At 39.9% G+C, this 16,716-nt stretch carries 16 protein-coding genes; 1 reads left to right on the top strand and 15 read right to left on the bottom strand.

The window, feature by feature from the left end; genetic code table 11:
• Positions 1-34: 34 nt before the first annotated feature.
• From CD001_RS01520 to prfA, 8 genes are all read right to left on the bottom strand, one after another.
• On the bottom strand, positions 35-1,327 hold the full coding sequence (locus CD001_RS01520) for a methyl-accepting chemotaxis protein (RefSeq protein ID WP_096185882.1): 1,293 nt from the start codon (positions 1,325-1,327) through the stop codon (positions 35-37).
• 33 nt (positions 1,328-1,360) lie between these two features.
• The gene (locus tag CD001_RS01525; protein WP_096185883.1) at positions 1,361-2,020 is read right to left on the bottom strand and encodes a low molecular weight protein arginine phosphatase; all 660 of its coding nucleotides are present in this window, start codon (positions 2,018-2,020) and stop codon (positions 1,361-1,363) included.
• Positions 2,021-2,208: 188 nt separating this feature from the next.
• Entirely contained in the window at positions 2,209-2,742 is a 534-nt protein-coding gene (locus CD001_RS01530) for a manganese efflux pump MntP (protein ID WP_096190451.1), read from the bottom strand.
• 70 nt (positions 2,743-2,812) lie between these two features.
• The gene (locus CD001_RS01535) at positions 2,813-3,874 is read right to left on the bottom strand and encodes an L-threonylcarbamoyladenylate synthase (protein WP_096185884.1); all 1,062 of its coding nucleotides are present in this window, start codon (positions 3,872-3,874) and stop codon (positions 2,813-2,815) included.
• A 244-nt stretch (positions 3,875-4,118) separates the two neighbouring features.
• Positions 4,119-4,562 carry a GNAT family N-acetyltransferase gene (locus CD001_RS01540; protein WP_096185885.1) on the bottom strand — a complete coding sequence of 148 codons (444 nt, stop codon included), beginning with the start codon at positions 4,560-4,562 and terminating at the stop codon, positions 4,119-4,121.
• A gap of 178 nt (positions 4,563-4,740) precedes the next feature.
• Positions 4,741-5,370, bottom strand: a complete 630-nt coding sequence (gene spoIIR / locus CD001_RS01545; protein ID WP_096185886.1) for a stage II sporulation protein R — start codon at positions 5,368-5,370, stop codon at positions 4,741-4,743.
• 602 nt (positions 5,371-5,972) lie between these two features.
• Entirely contained in the window at positions 5,973-6,842 is an 870-nt protein-coding gene (gene prmC, locus CD001_RS01550; protein ID WP_096185887.1) for a peptide chain release factor N(5)-glutamine methyltransferase, read from the bottom strand.
• A complete protein-coding gene (gene prfA / locus CD001_RS01555) occupies positions 6,842-7,912 on the bottom strand; it encodes a peptide chain release factor 1 (protein ID WP_096185888.1) in 1,071 nt (356 codons plus the stop codon). Before prfA ends, prmC begins: the two co-directional genes overlap by 1 nt.
• A gap of 320 nt (positions 7,913-8,232) precedes the next feature.
• On the opposite strand from prfA, the gene CD001_RS01565 reads away from it, so the two are divergent.
• Positions 8,233-9,561, top strand: coding sequence for a CoA-disulfide reductase (locus tag CD001_RS01565; RefSeq protein ID WP_096185890.1), 1,329 nt, complete (start codon positions 8,233-8,235; stop codon positions 9,559-9,561).
• 70 nt (positions 9,562-9,631) lie between these two features.
• On the opposite strand, the gene CD001_RS01570 is transcribed toward CD001_RS01565, so the two are convergent.
• The 7 genes from CD001_RS01570 to CD001_RS01595 form a co-directional block, all read right to left on the bottom strand.
• Positions 9,632-10,108 carry a hypothetical protein gene (locus CD001_RS01570; RefSeq protein WP_096185891.1) on the bottom strand — a complete coding sequence of 159 codons (477 nt, stop codon included), beginning with the start codon at positions 10,106-10,108 and terminating at the stop codon, positions 9,632-9,634.
• A gap of 229 nt (positions 10,109-10,337) precedes the next feature.
• Positions 10,338-10,637: a hypothetical protein gene (locus tag CD001_RS25870; RefSeq protein WP_142303533.1), complete on the bottom strand. Its 300-nt coding sequence runs from the start codon at positions 10,635-10,637 to the stop codon at positions 10,338-10,340.
• 226 nt (positions 10,638-10,863) lie between these two features.
• Entirely contained in the window at positions 10,864-11,493 is a 630-nt protein-coding gene (locus CD001_RS01575; protein WP_096185892.1) for a thymidine kinase, read from the bottom strand.
• A gap of 288 nt (positions 11,494-11,781) precedes the next feature.
• Positions 11,782-12,027: a type B 50S ribosomal protein L31 gene (locus CD001_RS01580; protein ID WP_096185893.1), complete on the bottom strand. Its 246-nt coding sequence runs from the start codon at positions 12,025-12,027 to the stop codon at positions 11,782-11,784.
• A gap of 304 nt (positions 12,028-12,331) precedes the next feature.
• Complete coding sequence (gene rho, locus CD001_RS01585; protein WP_096185894.1) at positions 12,332-13,606, bottom strand: transcription termination factor Rho; 1,275 nt, start codon at positions 13,604-13,606, stop codon at positions 12,332-12,334.
• 590 nt (positions 13,607-14,196) lie between these two features.
• Positions 14,197-15,162, bottom strand: a complete 966-nt coding sequence (gene glpX / locus CD001_RS01590; protein ID WP_096185895.1) for a class II fructose-bisphosphatase — start codon at positions 15,160-15,162, stop codon at positions 14,197-14,199.
• 66 nt (positions 15,163-15,228) lie between these two features.
• Entirely contained in the window at positions 15,229-16,518 is a 1,290-nt protein-coding gene (locus CD001_RS01595) for a UDP-N-acetylglucosamine 1-carboxyvinyltransferase (RefSeq protein WP_096185896.1), read from the bottom strand.
• Positions 16,519-16,716: the final 198 nt, after the last annotated feature.

The raw sequence follows: 16,716 nt of genomic DNA on the forward strand, positions 1-16,716 counted from the left end.
TTGGCTCTTTTTGTCCTCCTTTTTGAACACTCATTTATACTGTAAATTTATTAATTGTAAGCTTTAATTTCTCCGCTTGATCACCTAACAATTCAGCTGATGCTGCAATTTCTTCCATCACTGCTGTTTGCTCCTGTGTTGAGGATGTAACATCTGCAGCCCCTGCAGATGTTTGTTCGGCAACTGCCGCAACATCTTGTGACTCTCGAGCTGTTCCTTCAATCGAAGTCATTTGCCTATCTACTAGTTGTAAAATCTCATGAATGGACTCGGCAACTTCGTTTACAGAATCCGTCATTTCGACAATCGCTTCATTCGTCTTTGTCCCTTTTTCTGCTTCACTATTTGCAGCAGTCACTTGCTCTGTAATTTGCTCTACAACGTTTTTTACCTCTTGCTGAATGTTTTGAATGAGATCAGAAATTCCTTGTACGGCAGTTCCACTCTCATCTGCAAGCTTTCTTACTTCATCTGCAACGACAGCAAACCCTCTCCCATGTTCTCCAGCTCGTGCTGCTTCAATCGAAGCGTTCAATGCAAGCAAATTCGTTTGTTCAGCAATGTCTCCTACAAGAGAGATAATTTCTCCAACTTTTTTTGCATGCATTTCTAATCTGTGTACAGCTGTTAACGATGATTGATTATCATGGGCTAATTGTTGAATGCCTTTTATGAGAGATTGAATAACTGCTTTGCTCTCACTTAATGTATTTACCATATCATTCGAAAGTTTATTCGAATTCTTGGCATGATCTTGCACATTCGCTGCAATATCTGTGACTTCATCAATTGATGTGACTGTATTTTGCATAGCATGTGCCGACGTATCTGCTCCAGAAGCAATTTCCTCCACTGTTCTTGAAATATTTTCAGCCTGTTCAGCAGCAGCGGTTGAAGCATCCTTAATTTCAAGAACTTTATCGTTCGTTTGTTGAAAATTTTCATCAATGTCACGAACCATTCCTCTTAAATTGTGAACCATATGATTATAAGCTAACGCGAGTGCCCGAAGCTCATCGTCGGATTTCGGCACTTCTACATCTTCAGTGATGTTCCCTTCTGCAACCTTTCGGGCTGATTTTTCTAATTGATTAAGTGGTCGGACGATTAGCGTTGCCCCAATAAACCCTAATATCCCACACCATAAAACGCCTAAAAATAATGTCAGTAATGTAAAGACAGTCCCAGTAACACCTAAAAGATCCCCTAAATATTCGTTTAAGTAAAAAAGGAAAATTCCACTCGTTACATACGTAATTGCAGCAACAGTACAAATTCCAATAACCATTTTTTTCCTTAAGCTAAATTGATACTTCGTTCCCTCCATCGCTGTGTTTCCTCCCTCAAACTCCCCTGCTGACTAGTCTCTGTTGTTCTCTAGTTTTTTAAATAGTTTTTTGATTGCTTCTTCTATTTCATACATTGTTTGCTCATATGTTTGAATGTCCGCTCCATAAGGATCTGCAATATCAAAGGAAGGTAGTTTTGCTGCTATCTGTTCGATCGCATCATGGTGCGGTTTTAAAACATCAAGTAATTGCTGTTCAATATCTTCTTGATGATCTATTTCTTTCGCTTCGTTATATTCTGCTATTTTATCTTGGTTTTCCGTAATAAATTTCGCCCGTTTCAGCTCTAGCTGTGCTTGATGATTTTTTAGCTCATCGATTAGCTGCCGTGTTTCTTCGTCATCATGGATAAATTCTTTTAATGAAAAAATGAGGTCTACTTTGTCCGGAAACTGTTCAATTAAGCTTCGTTTATGATTTTCCGTCATCGTCAAAATGACATCTGCCCAAGTTAAAAGCGATGCATCGACGACTTTAGCCGTATGATCGGAATCAATTCCTCTATTTTTAAGAGCTTTCTTCGAGTTTTCCGAGATTGGCATTCCTTCCATTGCATAAATTCCTGCAGACTTTGCTTGAAATTCACTACTCGTTTTTTTATCTTCGAAGATGGCCTCTGCTAAAGGACTTCGGCACGTATTCCCTGTACAAATAAATAACACTTTTTTCATTTATACATCCCCTTTCTGTTCATCACCCTAAAGTCCTATTGGATGATTCCTTCTCAAGGTGCCTGTAAATAGGATTTAACACTATCTTCTCCATGTCGACATAATCTTACAATTCCTACTTTTATTTTATCACAAATAGGTGAAAAATCCTCCTTAATTGGAAAATCTTTCACCCATGTTTTTGTCACTTATTGAATCGATAAAATAATTTTAATACCAAATGAGATGAGAATACAACCGCCTAACCATTCGCTATATCCCCCCATCCAATGGCTTGCTTTTTTACCAATCAACAAGCCAAAACATGTCAGAATCCCGCTCATTATTCCAAAACTGATGAGCGTCACCAACGTTTTTGCCCCAATCATACCGAGACTCAACCCGGCAGAAAAACTGTCAAGACTTACACTAATTGCAAAAAGCAACACTCCCCAGCCGTTAGGAGTTAAAACTGTATTTTTTTCATGTTGAAAAGTCGAAAAAATCATTTGGGCACCGAGGATGACGAGTAAGCTCCCGCCAACGACAAATGCAAAAATTCCAATATATTGGGACAATATTTTGCCAAGAACGAGTCCGATGAGGGGCATCCAAACGTGGAAGATTCCAACAACGGATCCGATTATAACGATATTACGGTATCTCAAACCGAGTAATCCCATTCCAATTGAAAGGGAAAAGGCATCCATGCTAAGTGCAAAAGCCATAATCCCGATTGTCATTAACTCTCCGACCACGTAATCACCCCTTGGACTAGCTATTCTAATCTATGCACGTCCAAAGGGTTTTATTTTAAAAATTATTCATTTCATCTGTTTCTTTAATAATGACACCACCAGAAGCTTTCCTAAGTCTGTTCATAATGGCTGAACCAATTTCATTCTCTGAATAAATTTCAGCAAAAATAATATCGAGCTCACAATCATCAAATGCCCTTAGAGAGCGGTATAATGAATGTGCAACTGACGATAGATCTTTTCTAGACCCCGTAATCACTTCATAATCTGCTTGAGAGAGCCCTTGCGATTCTTCGGTAATCATCGCGCCTACTTTTTTCCCTTCTCTTTTTGCATCATTGACCTTTTTTGTAAAAAATGTTTGTGATCCTTCCACTAAAACGAGAGGTGACGAAGGTGCATAATGAGTATATTTCATCCCAGGCGAACGAGGGGCAGTCTCTTGATCAAACAAAGCAGGGTCGACTTTCACAGGACCAATGACTTCTTCAATCTGCTCTTTTGTCACTCCTCCAGGTCTTAAAATAACGACTTCATCGTTCGAGCAGTCAACAACTGTTGATTCTAGACCAACTCCTGTTTCCCCACCATCAACGATGCCAGAAATTTTGCCATTTAAATCTTTTTCTACATGATTTGCCGAGGTAGGGCTTGGCTTCCCAGATGTATTTGCGCTTGGTGCAGCTAGTGGGAGTCCGGCTGCTTCAATTAAGGCTAGCGCAACAGGGTGATCAGGCATGCGAATCCCGACAGTCGGTAAATTAGCTGTAACCTTTGTGGATAACTTTTTTGAATGTTGTAATACAACCGTTATCGGTCCTGGCCAGAATGCTTCTATTAACTTTTCAGCACGTTCTGGTACTTTATCCACATACTCGATCAGTTGTTCACGATTAGAAATGTGAACGATTAGCGGATTATCTGACGGTCTACCTTTTGCTTGAAAAATATGGTCTATCGCTATATCTGACAAGGCATTCCCCCCAAGTCCATAAACTGTTTCAGTAGGAAATGCGACCACTTCATTACGTTTTAATGCTTGTGCAGCTTGTTGAATTTGTCTGCTTTCGCTTAAGTTTTCCACATTTTTATCCACAGTCCAAATATTTGTGTTCATTATACCACTCTATTTCATTCATATTTTTAATCGTCTACGATAAGAACAGTCATCACCAATTCAATTTACAAACTTTATTAATGTTATATATTTTGCTTTGATCTTAGAAGAAAGTCAATGCCCTCATCAAAGTGCCGGTCAAAGTGCCAGGCACTTGTCGAATCTTCTTTGAAAAAAACAAGGTTATCCACAATAAAATGTGAATAACCCTGCTTTAGCTGTGAGTAAGTTGTGAATATGTCCTTTAATGAAAGTGATGAACGTACATTGGACGATCATTTTCGATATGTTCAATCATATCGTCATGTAATTCGAGTTCATTTGGTAGTTCTTTCCCATGGCACCTCGTAAATCCTAGCTGCTCGAGAAAACTAGCTTGTTTGGCAGCTAATAAGTAAACCGATTTCAGCTCTTTCTCTTTTGCGTACTGTAATGCAGCTTCCACAAACTCGACTATAAAGAACGTTGTCACTTTATTCGTATCAACGATTAATTTTCTTAGCAGACCGTTTCTTTCCCCAACTTCTTCAACTGCCACGATGGCTACACAATCTTCCTCTTCATTTTCTGCCATTAAAAACGAACCCCATTCAATTGGTTCTGTCAGCTTGTCCACACTTGCCTTCGCAATAAAATGTTGGATCGTGAGTGCATCTTCCTCACTCGCCTGTCTTACGTAAAAACTCATCCCTTTCACCCTTTCCCTCGCATTCTAGTAAATTGTATGCAAAGAGCAAAAGAGATATGTTGATAAATTCATAGATTTCTTTGTGAGATGATTAAACATTCTTCACAACTATGGATACTGCTTTTCATAGGCATTTCCAAGTTTATATCATGATGATTCTTCATATATATGAATGCAATTATGACCAAATTTTATCCCATAAATTAGAGATAACTTCAACAACAAAGAATGAGACTTCTACATCTTCCTCTTCCTCATGTTCAGCATGCTCGTCATGTTCGGCAGCTTCTTCTGCTTCATGGGCTGTAGCATCACCATTTGAAAAGTCAAGAAAACATAATGGAGGGAATAATACACACCACCAGTTATCACCAAGACCATCTCCGAGCGTTATTAAAACAGCTTCATATTCTCCAGCTGGATAGAGCCGGTCGCCGTAAAGCTTTGTTGGAAATGACGTTTCTTCCAATCCTACTTCGAATGGAACGTGATGACCTAGTTTTTCTAATTCATGTTCGATCGTATCTTCCAGTTGGTCAATATTTCGATCAATATAATGTCGCGCTTCGTTGAAATCTTCCATATGCTCAACCCATTCCGTTACTTGAGCATTCACAGCATTTCTAATATTTCTTTTCAATGTTTGATCTACAGGTGAATTACTATTACTTAAGATTCGTAGTCTAATAGATTCGTCAGGTATGACCTCACTATCAGCTGCTTGTGCAGGCACAAGATAGTTTCCTTCCCAAGATAAAATTAATACTGATAAACAAATGAATAAGTATAAATAAGTTCGTTTCATCATTTTGTCTTCCACCGTCCTCTCAGTCACCATTATTGGCAGGCGGCGGAAAAATAAACTTAAAACAGTACGACAAGTTGTGACAATGACATATTATACACAACCATTGTGGATAAATATGTATACCTTCTCTTTGCTCGAAACGTGATTGCAGCAGTGTTTCGACTGTATGAACCTGTTTCTATTAGAAAAATATAGCTATTTTTATTAACACCTGTGCATAACTATTGTTGATAACTTGTTAGTAGGAGTTATGTTTAAAACTTAGGTTCTCGGTATCCGTTTTTGTTGTGCTGGAGGCATACGATGATTACGTTTTAGTGGTCGGTTTCTTTAGATATGTTTCTGGATCGTTCACAGAATTATCTACAGTTGTGGATAAATTCTGTTAATAAGTTGTTAATACATACATGTTTCTCATATTTGCACGATTCTATGTGCTTTCTTTTTGCTTATTTTCATCTCCAGGGAATTGGGAAAGAAATCTCACCAGTATCAACTACTGGTAAATAGGTAAAAGGACGAGGTCAGACATAACCAGAGCTGACGTCGTCCTTTTAATTCGATGACACTTACTTCACTCAAAAATACTGCATATCTATTCTTCAACCTCTCACTTCAGCAAACACAATCCGCTCTTTTCCGTTTATGTCATTGTGAATAGAGACGTTTGCTTGTGGATATGTGGATAAAATCAAATTTTTCACTGCTTCACCTTGGTTATGACCAATCTCAAATCCGATTAAACCTGGGATAGATAGCACTTTTGGAATTTGTGCAATTAGTTGCTTATAAATCGCTAAACCATTGTCATCGGCAAATAACGCTAGACTTGGTTCATGGTCGGTGACATTTCCCTTCATAAATACCCGGTCTGATTCTGGAATATAAGGTGGATTTGAAACGACAACATCGACTTTCTCTCCAGCGGAAATGAGCGGTTGCAGTAAATCACCTTCGAAAAACGTAACAGAGCCGTTAAGTTCATCATTGTTGCGGTTCGCAACGTTAAGTGCCTTTTGAGAAATATCGACAGCAAAAACTTCTGCATCCGCTAATTCTAAACTTAACGTAATGCTGATAATTCCGCTTCCTGCACCGACATCAACGATGCGAACAGGGCTAGTTGAATGGAAGCTGGATTTAATTTTCTCAAGCATAAGATAAACGAGTTCTTCTGTTTCTGGTCGGGGAATGAGCACGTTTGAATTGACTTCAAACGTTCTGCCGTAAAATTCTTCATTCCCAGTAATATGTTGGACTGGTGTACCATTGGCTGCTTTTTTTACATCGTTGAGAAAAGCTTCGTGTACCTTTGCTGGTAAGGGCGCTTGGAGCTTTGTTAACAGCTCCGCCCGCGACCAGCCGGTATGGTGGATCATGAGCCTTTCTGCGATCGTAGATTCGTAACTTGATTTTTCTAAAAAAGAAGAAGCCCAGCGGAGGACTTCATAAACTTTTTGTGTCGTTTCCATTATTTATCGGCTTCTTCCATCATACGGGATTGTTCTTCGACGATGAGTGTATCGATAATTTCGTCGAGCTTTCCTTCAAGGATTTGTTCTAGTTTTTGAATTGTCAGGCCGATGCGGTGGTCGGTGACGCGACTTTGTGGAAAGTTGTATGTGCGAATTCGCTCGGAGCGGTCGCCGGTACCGACGGCTGATTTTCGGTTTTCTGCATATTCGGCTTCTGCTTCTTTTTGGAACTTGTCATAAACGCGGGCGCGAAGAACTTTCATCGCTTTTTCTTTGTTTTTTATTTGTGATTTTTCGTCTTGGCAGGATACGACGACTCCTGTTGGCATATGTGTCAATCGGACAGCTGACATCGTTGTATTTACGCTTTGTCCGCCTGGTCCGCTTGATGCGAATGTATCAACACGAATGTCTTTTTCGTTAATGTCTACTTCGACTTCTTCTGCTTCTGGCAATACGGCTACTGTTGCGGTTGATGTATGGATGCGTCCACCTGATTCTGTTGCTGGTACACGTTGGACGCGATGAGCTCCATTTTCATATTTAAGCTTGGAGAAGGCTCCGTTTCCGTTCACCATAAAAATAATTTCTTTAAATCCGCCTACTCCTGTTTGGCTCGATTCAATGACTTCTGTTTTCCAGCCTTGTGTCTCAGCGTAACGAGAGTACATACGGTACAAGTCTCCTGCAAAAAGTGCTGCCTCGTCTCCGCCTGCAGCTCCACGAATTTCGACGATAACGTTCTTGTCGTCATTCGGGTCTTTCGGGAGTAAAAGTACTTTGAGTTTCTCTTCTAATGGTGGGATTTGCTTTTCTAGCTCATCCATCTCCATTTTAACCATTTCATACATTTCATCATCAAGGTTATCTTGCAGCATCTCTTTTGCGTCATCATATTGTCCCTTGATTTCTTTGTATTGACGGTATGTTTGCACCGTTTCTTCTATAGCCGATTGTTCTTTCGAATACTCACGTAATTTTTTTGTATCGCTAATGACATCTGGATCCATTAATAGTTCATTCAGTCTTTCGTAACGGTCTTCTACCGCTTCTAAACGATCAAACACGTTATTCACCTCATTTATTAACGCTTAACAGTCTTATTATAGTATAGGAGGATGCAAATGTAAAAACAAGGTTTTGTTGTGCCAGGCACCTGGAATGCAGTTTCCAGGTGCCTGGCACGTGGAAGAACCTGGGATATATTATTGTTAGGCTTTCCCGATTTAGTTTGTTTGGTGGATTTGGTGTGCTCGATGGCTTTTGCAACAATCGATGGCCATTGTTTGTTTCAGTTGTTTTTATTTTGCTGTATTGTGGAATATTTTATATGTGATGGTATGAAATTATGTGTAAGTGTTGTGATGAATATTAAGGAGGAATTGTGATGAAAGTCGTTATTATTGGTGGAGATGCCGCCGGTATGAGTGCAGCGATGCAAATTGTTCGGAACGATGAAGAAGCTGAGATTACGGTTTTGGAAAGAGGCAGCTATTATTCGTACGCCCAATGTGGATTACCTTACTACATCGGTGGTCTTGTCGGGGAAAGCGAAAAGCTCATTGCAAGAAGCAGGGAAACCTTTCGTGATAAACACGGCATTGATGCAAGAATTTATCATGAAGTTCAGAAACTTGATGCGGAGAAGAAAACCGTAGCTGGAGTCAATTTGAAAACAAGTGAAGCGTTCGAACTTCCTTTTGACAAATGTTTAATTGCGACAGGTGCCTCCCCTATTTTTCCATCGTTTGATGGGGCAGACCTCGAAGGGATTCATGTGTTAAAAACAATTCCAGATGCTGATCAAATTATTGAAGATATGAGTAAAGATGTATTAGAAGTAACAGTCATTGGTGGAGGCTACATCGGACTTGAAGTTGCCGAAAACTTTGTTAGAAAAGGAAAGAAGGTCCGAATCATTGATTTAGCTGACCGTTTAGGCACGGTTTATGATCGAGAAATTAGTAAAGTAATTGAACAGGCAGCAAAGGATCATCATATTGAGCTCTGTCTCGGTGAATCGGTAGAAAAGTTTAGTGGAGATACAAGGGTAGAAGAAGTACATACGAACAAGGGCAGCTACCGAACGAATATGGTTATTGTCGCTATTGGAGTTAAGCCGAATACCGATTTTGCCAAGGATACTCGTTTGCACTTGCACCAATCAGGGGCGATATCAGTGAATTCCTTTATGGAAACGAATATTCAAGATATTTATGCTGCTGGAGATTGCGCAACACAATACCACCGAATTAAGGAAAAAGATGATTTCATGCCACTCGGTACACACGCCAATAAGCAAGGAAGGGTTGCTGGCAGTAATTTAGCAGGTGTTACGAAATCCTTTCAAGGAATTGTCGGAACCTCAATCATGAAATTTTTCGATTTAACTGTTGGAAAAACTGGACTAAGCGAGCAAGAAGCAAATGAACAAAACATACCATATGATTCGATAACCTTTGAAGGTCATACACATGCAGGCTACTATCCGGGCAGTGAAAAAATCGTTATTAAAATGTTGAGACATAAAACAACCGATCAGTTGTTAGGTGTTCAGGCGATCGGGAAAGACGATGTCGACAAACGAATCGATGTCGCAGCTACAGCCCTCTATCACAAAATGACGATATCAGACCTCGAAAATTTAGATATAAGCTATGCTCCACCTTATAACGGCGTATGGGATCCACTTCAACAAGCAGCGCGAAGAATGTAATCAATAGCCCTTTATCTACGTTAAACGATCCCTTAACCCAAAATTTGGAAAGTGCCAGGCACTTTCCAAATTATTGAAATGTGTTTTCGACTATTTTATAGTGGTATCGGGGGTTGGCATCATATAAACGGTCTTCAATCGTATTGATGATCTCATCTTTTTCTTGTTGTTCCATACCGCGTTCAAAAGCAACATTAACCCATGCTTCACCACCAGTTATAATCACCATTCCAGGTACTACTCCGTCAATCTCGTAAATGATCGTTTCCATCATATCCTGATCATCTCCGACAGTTTGACGATTTGCATCTAAAGAACGGAAGCTCTTCCCTGTTGTATTCATTTCATTTACATTCGGATGTCTTTCAGGACGATCGCTGACCCTTCCATAATTAACTGGCCCTGGTCCAAACAAGCTTGCGCCCCAATCTTTTCTCGCTTCTTGATTGGCTCCTAACCCTTGAACTTCAGGTGTATCCATATCTGTACAAGCGGTGCTAAGCAACAGGAATATGACAGCTAACCCGCTTAAGGCATATTTCAACATAAACACCTCCTGCGAATAGCTTATCCTTTTTTACACCATCAAATACTTTATTCCGTTCACAATTATTGGTATGACGCCCATTGAAAAGTCACATCCGCACCATGCACCCAAAAAGAGCAGCAACAATATAGAAGAAAACGAATTACTTCTGGCCGAACATATTTTACTTACAGAAGGTATCCTTTTTGTGTATACGATTAAAACGAGACGTTTTTTTCCTTGTTGATTGTCAAAAATCACGAGATATCTGCGAGAAAATCAACAAATGTATTATTGCGACGAGTAACCGCAGGAGCAACGAGCGATTCTTCGCTGATTTCTCTACGAGCTGCTTCGACGCATTCTCTTCTTCGATTGATCTTGCAGAGGAAGAAGCATGGAGTCTGCGACGAGTAACCGCAGGAGCATTGTTTTGTGCGACGAGTAACCGCAGGAGCAACGAGCGTTTCTTCGCTGATTTCTCTACGAGCTGCTTCGACGCATTCTCTTCTTCGATTAATCTTGCAGAGGAAATCTCCTTGGTGCACAAAGTAGTACAGCAAGGAAGCTAAAGCCTAGCTCTTGGCAAAGAAGACACTACGAATGTAAACTAGTGGCAGCACGAGTAAATGTCCACTTGTGCTCTTAAGTGCAAGCCAATGTATTTTGAACAATCAACACAACATAAACCATAAAATAAAAGTAAAGAGTGGTCCTCACCAAAACGGTGATGGCCACTCTTAATTACTGGGTTTTGTCCCAGCCTCTTTCACGTTTTATGTCAATGATGTGTATGAACGCTTTGCTTTTACTTCCTCTTTACCTGAAGGTTTGCCTGGTACTTCATGACAATGACGGCATCTCGGTTCGTAAGATTCAGAAGCTCCGACTAAAATAATTGGATCATCGTACGAAGCAGGTCTTCCGTCGATAAGGCGTTGAGTCCTGCTTGCTGGAGAACCGCAAGATAAACATATCGCTTGGAGTTTCGTCACTGATTCAGCTAATGACATAAGCTGGGGTACATGTCCGAATGGTTCACCGCGAAAATCTTGATCTAACCCTGCAACGATAACACGGATCCCGTTGTCTGCAAGGTCTTGAACAACGTTGATGACATCACTATTAAAAAATTGAACTTCATCTATAGCAACGACTTGCGTATCATTTTCTAACAGATCCCAAATATGAGAGGCTTCTTCAATTGGAAGTGCATAAACCTTCGTTCCATTATGAGATACTACTTCTTTTTCCGCATAACGGTTGTCAAGTTTCGGTTTAAATACTTGTACTTTTTGGCGTCCAAAGCTGGCTCTGCGAACTCTGCGTATGAGCTCTTCGGACTTTCCAGAAAACATACTTCCGCAAACAACTTCTAACCAGCCTTCTCTCCTTGTCAAATGCATGTAACGTCTCTCCCTCTAAACATAATGTTAATCATTTATATTAGCGTTATGTAAATAATCAATGGTTCATATAACTTATTTTTCATTTCTATTTTTATCTATCTTTTTATTATAGTTTGATTTAATTATTAAAAACAACGCTTTTTGATCTTTTTAATCAAATGGCCCAATATAATTATATATATGTCACATTTTGTAAAGTTCTGCGATGTTTGCTCTGATTTTATGCGATGATGGGCAAAAAAAACAGGCAAGAGCTTCCCTTGCCTGTTTTGATTATCCGGCTTCTTACTTGATGTTGTATTTCTTTCTGAAGCGATCCACACGACCACCAGCATCGGCAAACTTTTGACGACCTGTATAGAATGGGTGTGAGTCAGAACTTACCTCTACAGTGATTAATGGGTATGTGTTTCCGTCTTCCCACTCAACTGTTTCGTTAGAAGTTCTTGTAGAACCGCTTAAGAACATGAAACCTGTACTTGAATCCTTAAATACTACTTTCTTGTAGTCAGGATGAATTCCTTGTTTCATTCTTTTCATCTCCTTCCGCCCTGAATCTTTCGAAACAGAGTTCAATGTCGATGCGTAAACATCAATTCACACATGACGAAATTATATCAACTGTCGCTATAATTTGCAACATCCTCTTTCACTTTGAAGCGATTTGTTAAATATTGCTTTTTTGTAAAGCGATGTTAAAAAATCATCGTTGATAACTGGACACATTCGCTTTTCGACGAGGTGTGTAAGTACGTTATCTACTCGTGTGTCACTTCGGTTGCTCATTACAACATTTTTTCAACAGAAGCTTTACGAATTATCGTATTCTGATCTTTTAGTTTCTGACACGAAGCTTGCCACTTTTTTCTTTTTCAAACGAATCGAAAAACTCCTCGTTCGTTTTCGTATCTTTGACTTTTTTAAGGAATCGCTCTAAAAATTCAGGCTGATCATTCATCGTCTTACGCATCGCCCATAGGTTTTCAATTTGAACTTTAGGTAACAGCAGTTCCTCACGGCGTGTGCTCGAACGGCGTAAATCAATCGCTGGATAAATACGGCGTTCAGCAAGTTTACGGTCAAGATGGAGTTCCATATTCCCTGTTCCTTTAAATTCTTCATAAATGACATCGTCCATCCGTGACCCTGTATCCACTAAGGCTGTTGCTAAAATCGTTAAACTGCCGCCTTCTTCAATATTACGCGCTGCACCGAAAAATCGTTTCGGACGATGGAAACTTGCAGGGTCAATACCACCTGACAACGTTCGTCCACTTGGCGGGATGACTAAGTTGTAAGCTCGTGCAAGGCGAGTAATACTATCCATTAAAATTACGACGTCTTTTTTTGCTTCGACTAAACGCATCGCCCGATCTAAAACAAGCTCTGCTACTTTTATATGATTTTCAGGAACCTCATCAAAGGTAGAGCTGACGACTTCCCCTTTTACTGAACGTTCCATATCGGTCACTTCCTCTGGACGTTCGTCGATTAGTAAGACCATTAACTCTAAATCCGGATGATTTTCTGCAATACTGTTCGCAACCTCTTTTAGCAATAACGTTTTACCTGCTTTTGGCGGTGCTACTATGAGACCACGCTGGCCAAAACCGACCGGTGAGATCATATCAATGACTCTAGAAGCGATCATGTTTGGTTTATGTTCTAACGTCATTTTCTTCTCTGGATATAGTGGTGTCAGCTGAGGGAAATGAGGACGTTCTCTCGCTAAATCTGGGTCTTCTCCATTTACTGCTGCTACTTGAAGCAGTCCGTAATAACGTTCATTTTCTTTCGGTCGTCTTACTTTACCAGAAACACGATCACCATTACGCAACTCAAATTTTCGAATCTGTGAAGCAGAAATGTAAATATCTTGTGAACTTGGCTTATACGTATTCGAACGTAAGAAACCAAATCCTTCAGAAGGAACAATTTCTAAAATTCCTTCCATAAACATTAAGTCTTCTTTTTCAGCCTGCTTTTGCAGGATAGCAAATATTAATTCTTTTTTCGTGAGTTGACTGTAGTAAGAGACTCTGTACTCACGCGCTAATTCATACAATTCCTTTAATTTCATATGCTCCATTTCATTTAATGTCGCACTCATTGTGTGTTCACACCTTTACTTGATATTTTTTATTTATTTTTGGGCTTCAAAGCTCCTTGATGTTTTATACCTCCACACAAGCATAAAGACCCTCTTACAGCAAGGGAACGTAAGCTTGTACATAGAAATGCGATCATATGTATTGTAGTAACCTATAATGTTCATTAAGTTTTTACATACAATATGTGATTAAATCAATTGATTGTCAAAGAAGATTTTTTGAAGCCAATTAGAAGTATCTGGAGGTAAATTCAGATTGCATATAGGCAATTAACATTTTGTTGTTACTTATATACTATAACATTTCAAGTTACTATAATAAAAGCATAATTTCAATCATTAATCAAGCTGTTCTAGCAATTTTATAGCCGCTGCAGAAAATCATTTAAACAAAACTAAGCTCATCCTATAAAAAGTTTCCCATTAAGTGAATTTTACTTATTCTGTGCAAGTCCCATAATGACGAAAGTCTTCGTTGACTTTATACGATCTTCCATAACTTTTATAAAGAAAGGGAGAGGAGGAAGCCTCCTCACTCTTTTCTTCAATCGGCACAGCTTATAATGATTCCATTTGTTAAGAATGCTGTTTTAGCGTATTACTAAATCAGGTTTTTTGTTCAGAAGATGCTTTCCATCGATGAAGCGGACTGTACCAGATTTCGCTCTCATTACGACTGATTGTGTCGTTCCAGCAGTCCCTTTGTAACGTACACCTTTTAATAACTCTCCATCTGTTACTCCAGTAGCAGCAAAGATGGCATCGTCACCGCTGACGAGGTCATCCATTTTTAAAACACTGTTAATGTCTCCGATCCCCATTTTTTCACAACGGGCAGCTTCTTCTTCATTTTGTGGGAGTAACTTTCCTTGGATTTCACCACCGAGACATTTTAATGCAACTGCTGCAAGTACTCCTTCAGGAGCGCCACCTGAGCCTAATAGAATGTCAACTCCAGTGTCATCGAAAGCTGTATTGATTGCTGCAGCAACGTCACCATCTTGAATTAATTTAATTCTTGCACCTGTTTCACGAATTTCTTCAATGACTTTTTCATGTCTTTTCCGTTTTAAAATTGCAACAACGAGGTCATCAATATCTTTATTTTTCGCCTTTGCGACGGCGTGCAAATTATCAGCTACCGGTGCATTAATATCAACCTTCCCAACAGAATCAGGACCGACTGCGATTTTCTCCATATACATGTCTGGTGCATGGAGCAAGTTTCCATGGTCGGCAATCGCAATAACTGCAAGTGCATTCCAATCACCATTAGCAACGATGTTCGTTCCTTCTAATGGATCAACAGCAACGTCAACACGTGGTCCATAGCCGTTTCCAAGCTTTTCACCTATGTAAAGCATCGGTGCTTCGTCCATTTCACCTTCACCAATGACAACAGTCCCTTTCATTGGTACGGTATCAAATACATCTCTCATCGCTTCAGTCGCTGCTTGATCTGCAGACTCTTTATTCCCTCTTCCCATCCATCTAGCCGAAGCAAGTGCTGCGGCTTCCGTCACTCTGACTAATTCCATAGATAAACTTCGTTCCATTTTGTTTCCCCTCGCCTTACTTTATTTAACGTTCTCTTCTTTCACATGACAAAATTAACGGTTTTACTATGAGTTTTCTACTTCTTCTTCAGCCTCTTGCTCTGTCATTTTTTCTCGCCATACCTTCGCACCTAGTCCAATTAATTTTTCTTCAAGGTGGGCATATCCACGGTCGATATGGTCAACTCCGGTAATTTCAGTAATCCCCTTCGCCATTAATCCAGCAACAACAAGAGCTGCACCCGCACGAAGATCACTTGCACGCACTTTCGCTCCTTGCAAGCGGCTTCCGCCATTAATTAATGCTGACCTTCCTTCAACTTTTATGTCAGCACCCATTCTCCGCAATTCATCAATGTGTTTAAATCGTGCATTATAGATTGTGTCTGTTACCATACTACTTCCATATGCACTCGTTAGTAATGAAGTAAAGGGCTGTTGTAAATCAGTTGGAAAACCAGGATGTACTAATGTTTTCACATCGACTGGATTTAATTTTTCGTGCGTTCTAATGAAAATCTGGTCATCTCCAACTTCAACCATAACTCCCATCTCACGGAGCTTCGCAATAAGTGATTCCACATGATCTGGAATGACGTTATCAATTAAAACAGACTGTCCCATTGCAGAAGCGATAATCATATACGTACCTGCTTCAATACGATCTGGGATAATCGAATGACGACAGCCGTGTAATTCGTCAACACCATCGATTCGAATAACGTTCGTTCCAGCCCCTTTAATTTTTGCCCCCATACTCGACAGAAGTGTTGCAACATCAATGATTTCCGGCTCTTTCGCAGCATTTTCAATAATCGTTCTGCCTTTTGCTCTAACTGCCGCAAGCATAATATTGATCGTTGCACCGACACTAACAACATCAAGATAAATGCGAGCACCAATGAGCTCATCCGCCTGCAAGTAAATGGCGCCTTGCTCGTTCGTCACCTTTGCGCCAAGTGCCTCAAACCCTTTTATATGCTGATCAATAGGCCGTGGTCCAAGATTACATCCTCCTGGAAGACCAATGACAGCTTTTTTAAATTTCCCTAGCATTGCCCCCATCATATAATAGGATGCACGCAGCTTCTTCACTCGCCCATTTGGAAGAGGCATTGCAAACATTTCTTCCGGCTGAATGGTTAACGTATCATTTTCTAGTTCTGTTCTGCCACCTATCTCTTCTAATAGCTCTGCTAATGTTTCTACGTCTGAGATGGTTGGAAGATTATCAATTGTAACGGTAGAGTCGGCCAAAATAGCAGCTGGAATTAATGCAACAGCACTATTTTTTGCCCCGCTAATTTGGACCGTTCCTTCTAAATAATGGCCACCTTCAATCAATAGTTTATCCATAACCAGCTTCCCTTCTATGAAACTTTACCAAGCATACAGATGCCTGAATCCGTAATATTAGTTGTTGATATGCCATTCATCTGATCGCTTTCCGCGGTAACGGATTCGAGTGATAACCTCATCTTATCAAATCTCTTAGAAACAGCCTTAACTTTCATTTATCACAGATTCAGGAAATGATTATATTTCCATTGTATG

The organism is Evansella halocellulosilytica (assembly GCF_002335745.1).
In the GTDB taxonomy this organism is placed as follows: Bacteria; Bacillota; Bacilli; order Bacillales; family Salisediminibacteriaceae; genus Bacillus_CA; species Bacillus_CA halocellulosilytica.

Bases quoted from the DNA above. Each gene is read 5' to 3' on its own strand.
- CD001_RS01595 (WP_096185896.1), bottom strand. From the start codon at position 16,518: ATGGATAAACTATTGATTGAAGGTGGCCATTATTTAGAAGGAACGGTC.
- CD001_RS01565 (WP_096185890.1), top strand. From the start codon at position 8,233: ATGAAAGTCGTTATTATTGGTGGAGATGCCGCCGGTATGAGTGCAGCG.
- CD001_RS01570 (WP_096185891.1), bottom strand. From the start codon at position 10,108: ATGTTGAAATATGCCTTAAGCGGGTTAGCTGTCATATTCCTGTTGCTT.
- glpX (WP_096185895.1), bottom strand. From the start codon at position 15,162: ATGGAACGAAGTTTATCTATGGAATTAGTCAGAGTGACGGAAGCCGCA.
- CD001_RS01575 (WP_096185892.1), bottom strand. From the start codon at position 11,493: ATGCATTTGACAAGGAGAGAAGGCTGGTTAGAAGTTGTTTGCGGAAGT.
- spoIIR (WP_096185886.1), bottom strand. From the start codon at position 5,370: ATGATGAAACGAACTTATTTATACTTATTCATTTGTTTATCAGTATTA.
- CD001_RS01540 (WP_096185885.1), bottom strand. From the start codon at position 4,562: ATGAGTTTTTACGTAAGACAGGCGAGTGAGGAAGATGCACTCACGATC.
- CD001_RS01525 (WP_096185883.1), bottom strand. From the start codon at position 2,020: ATGAAAAAAGTGTTATTTATTTGTACAGGGAATACGTGCCGAAGTCCT.
- prmC (WP_096185887.1), bottom strand. From the start codon at position 6,842: ATGGAAACGACACAAAAAGTTTATGAAGTCCTCCGCTGGGCTTCTTCT.
- CD001_RS01520 (WP_096185882.1), bottom strand. From the start codon at position 1,327: ATGGAGGGAACGAAGTATCAATTTAGCTTAAGGAAAAAAATGGTTATT.
- rho (WP_096185894.1), bottom strand. From the start codon at position 13,606: ATGAGTGCGACATTAAATGAAATGGAGCATATGAAATTAAAGGAATTG.
- CD001_RS01530 (WP_096190451.1), bottom strand. From the start codon at position 2,742: ATGACAATCGGGATTATGGCTTTTGCACTTAGCATGGATGCCTTTTCC.
- CD001_RS01580 (WP_096185893.1), bottom strand. From the start codon at position 12,027: ATGAAACAAGGAATTCATCCTGACTACAAGAAAGTAGTATTTAAGGAT.
- CD001_RS01535 (WP_096185884.1), bottom strand. From the start codon at position 3,874: ATGAACACAAATATTTGGACTGTGGATAAAAATGTGGAAAACTTAAGC.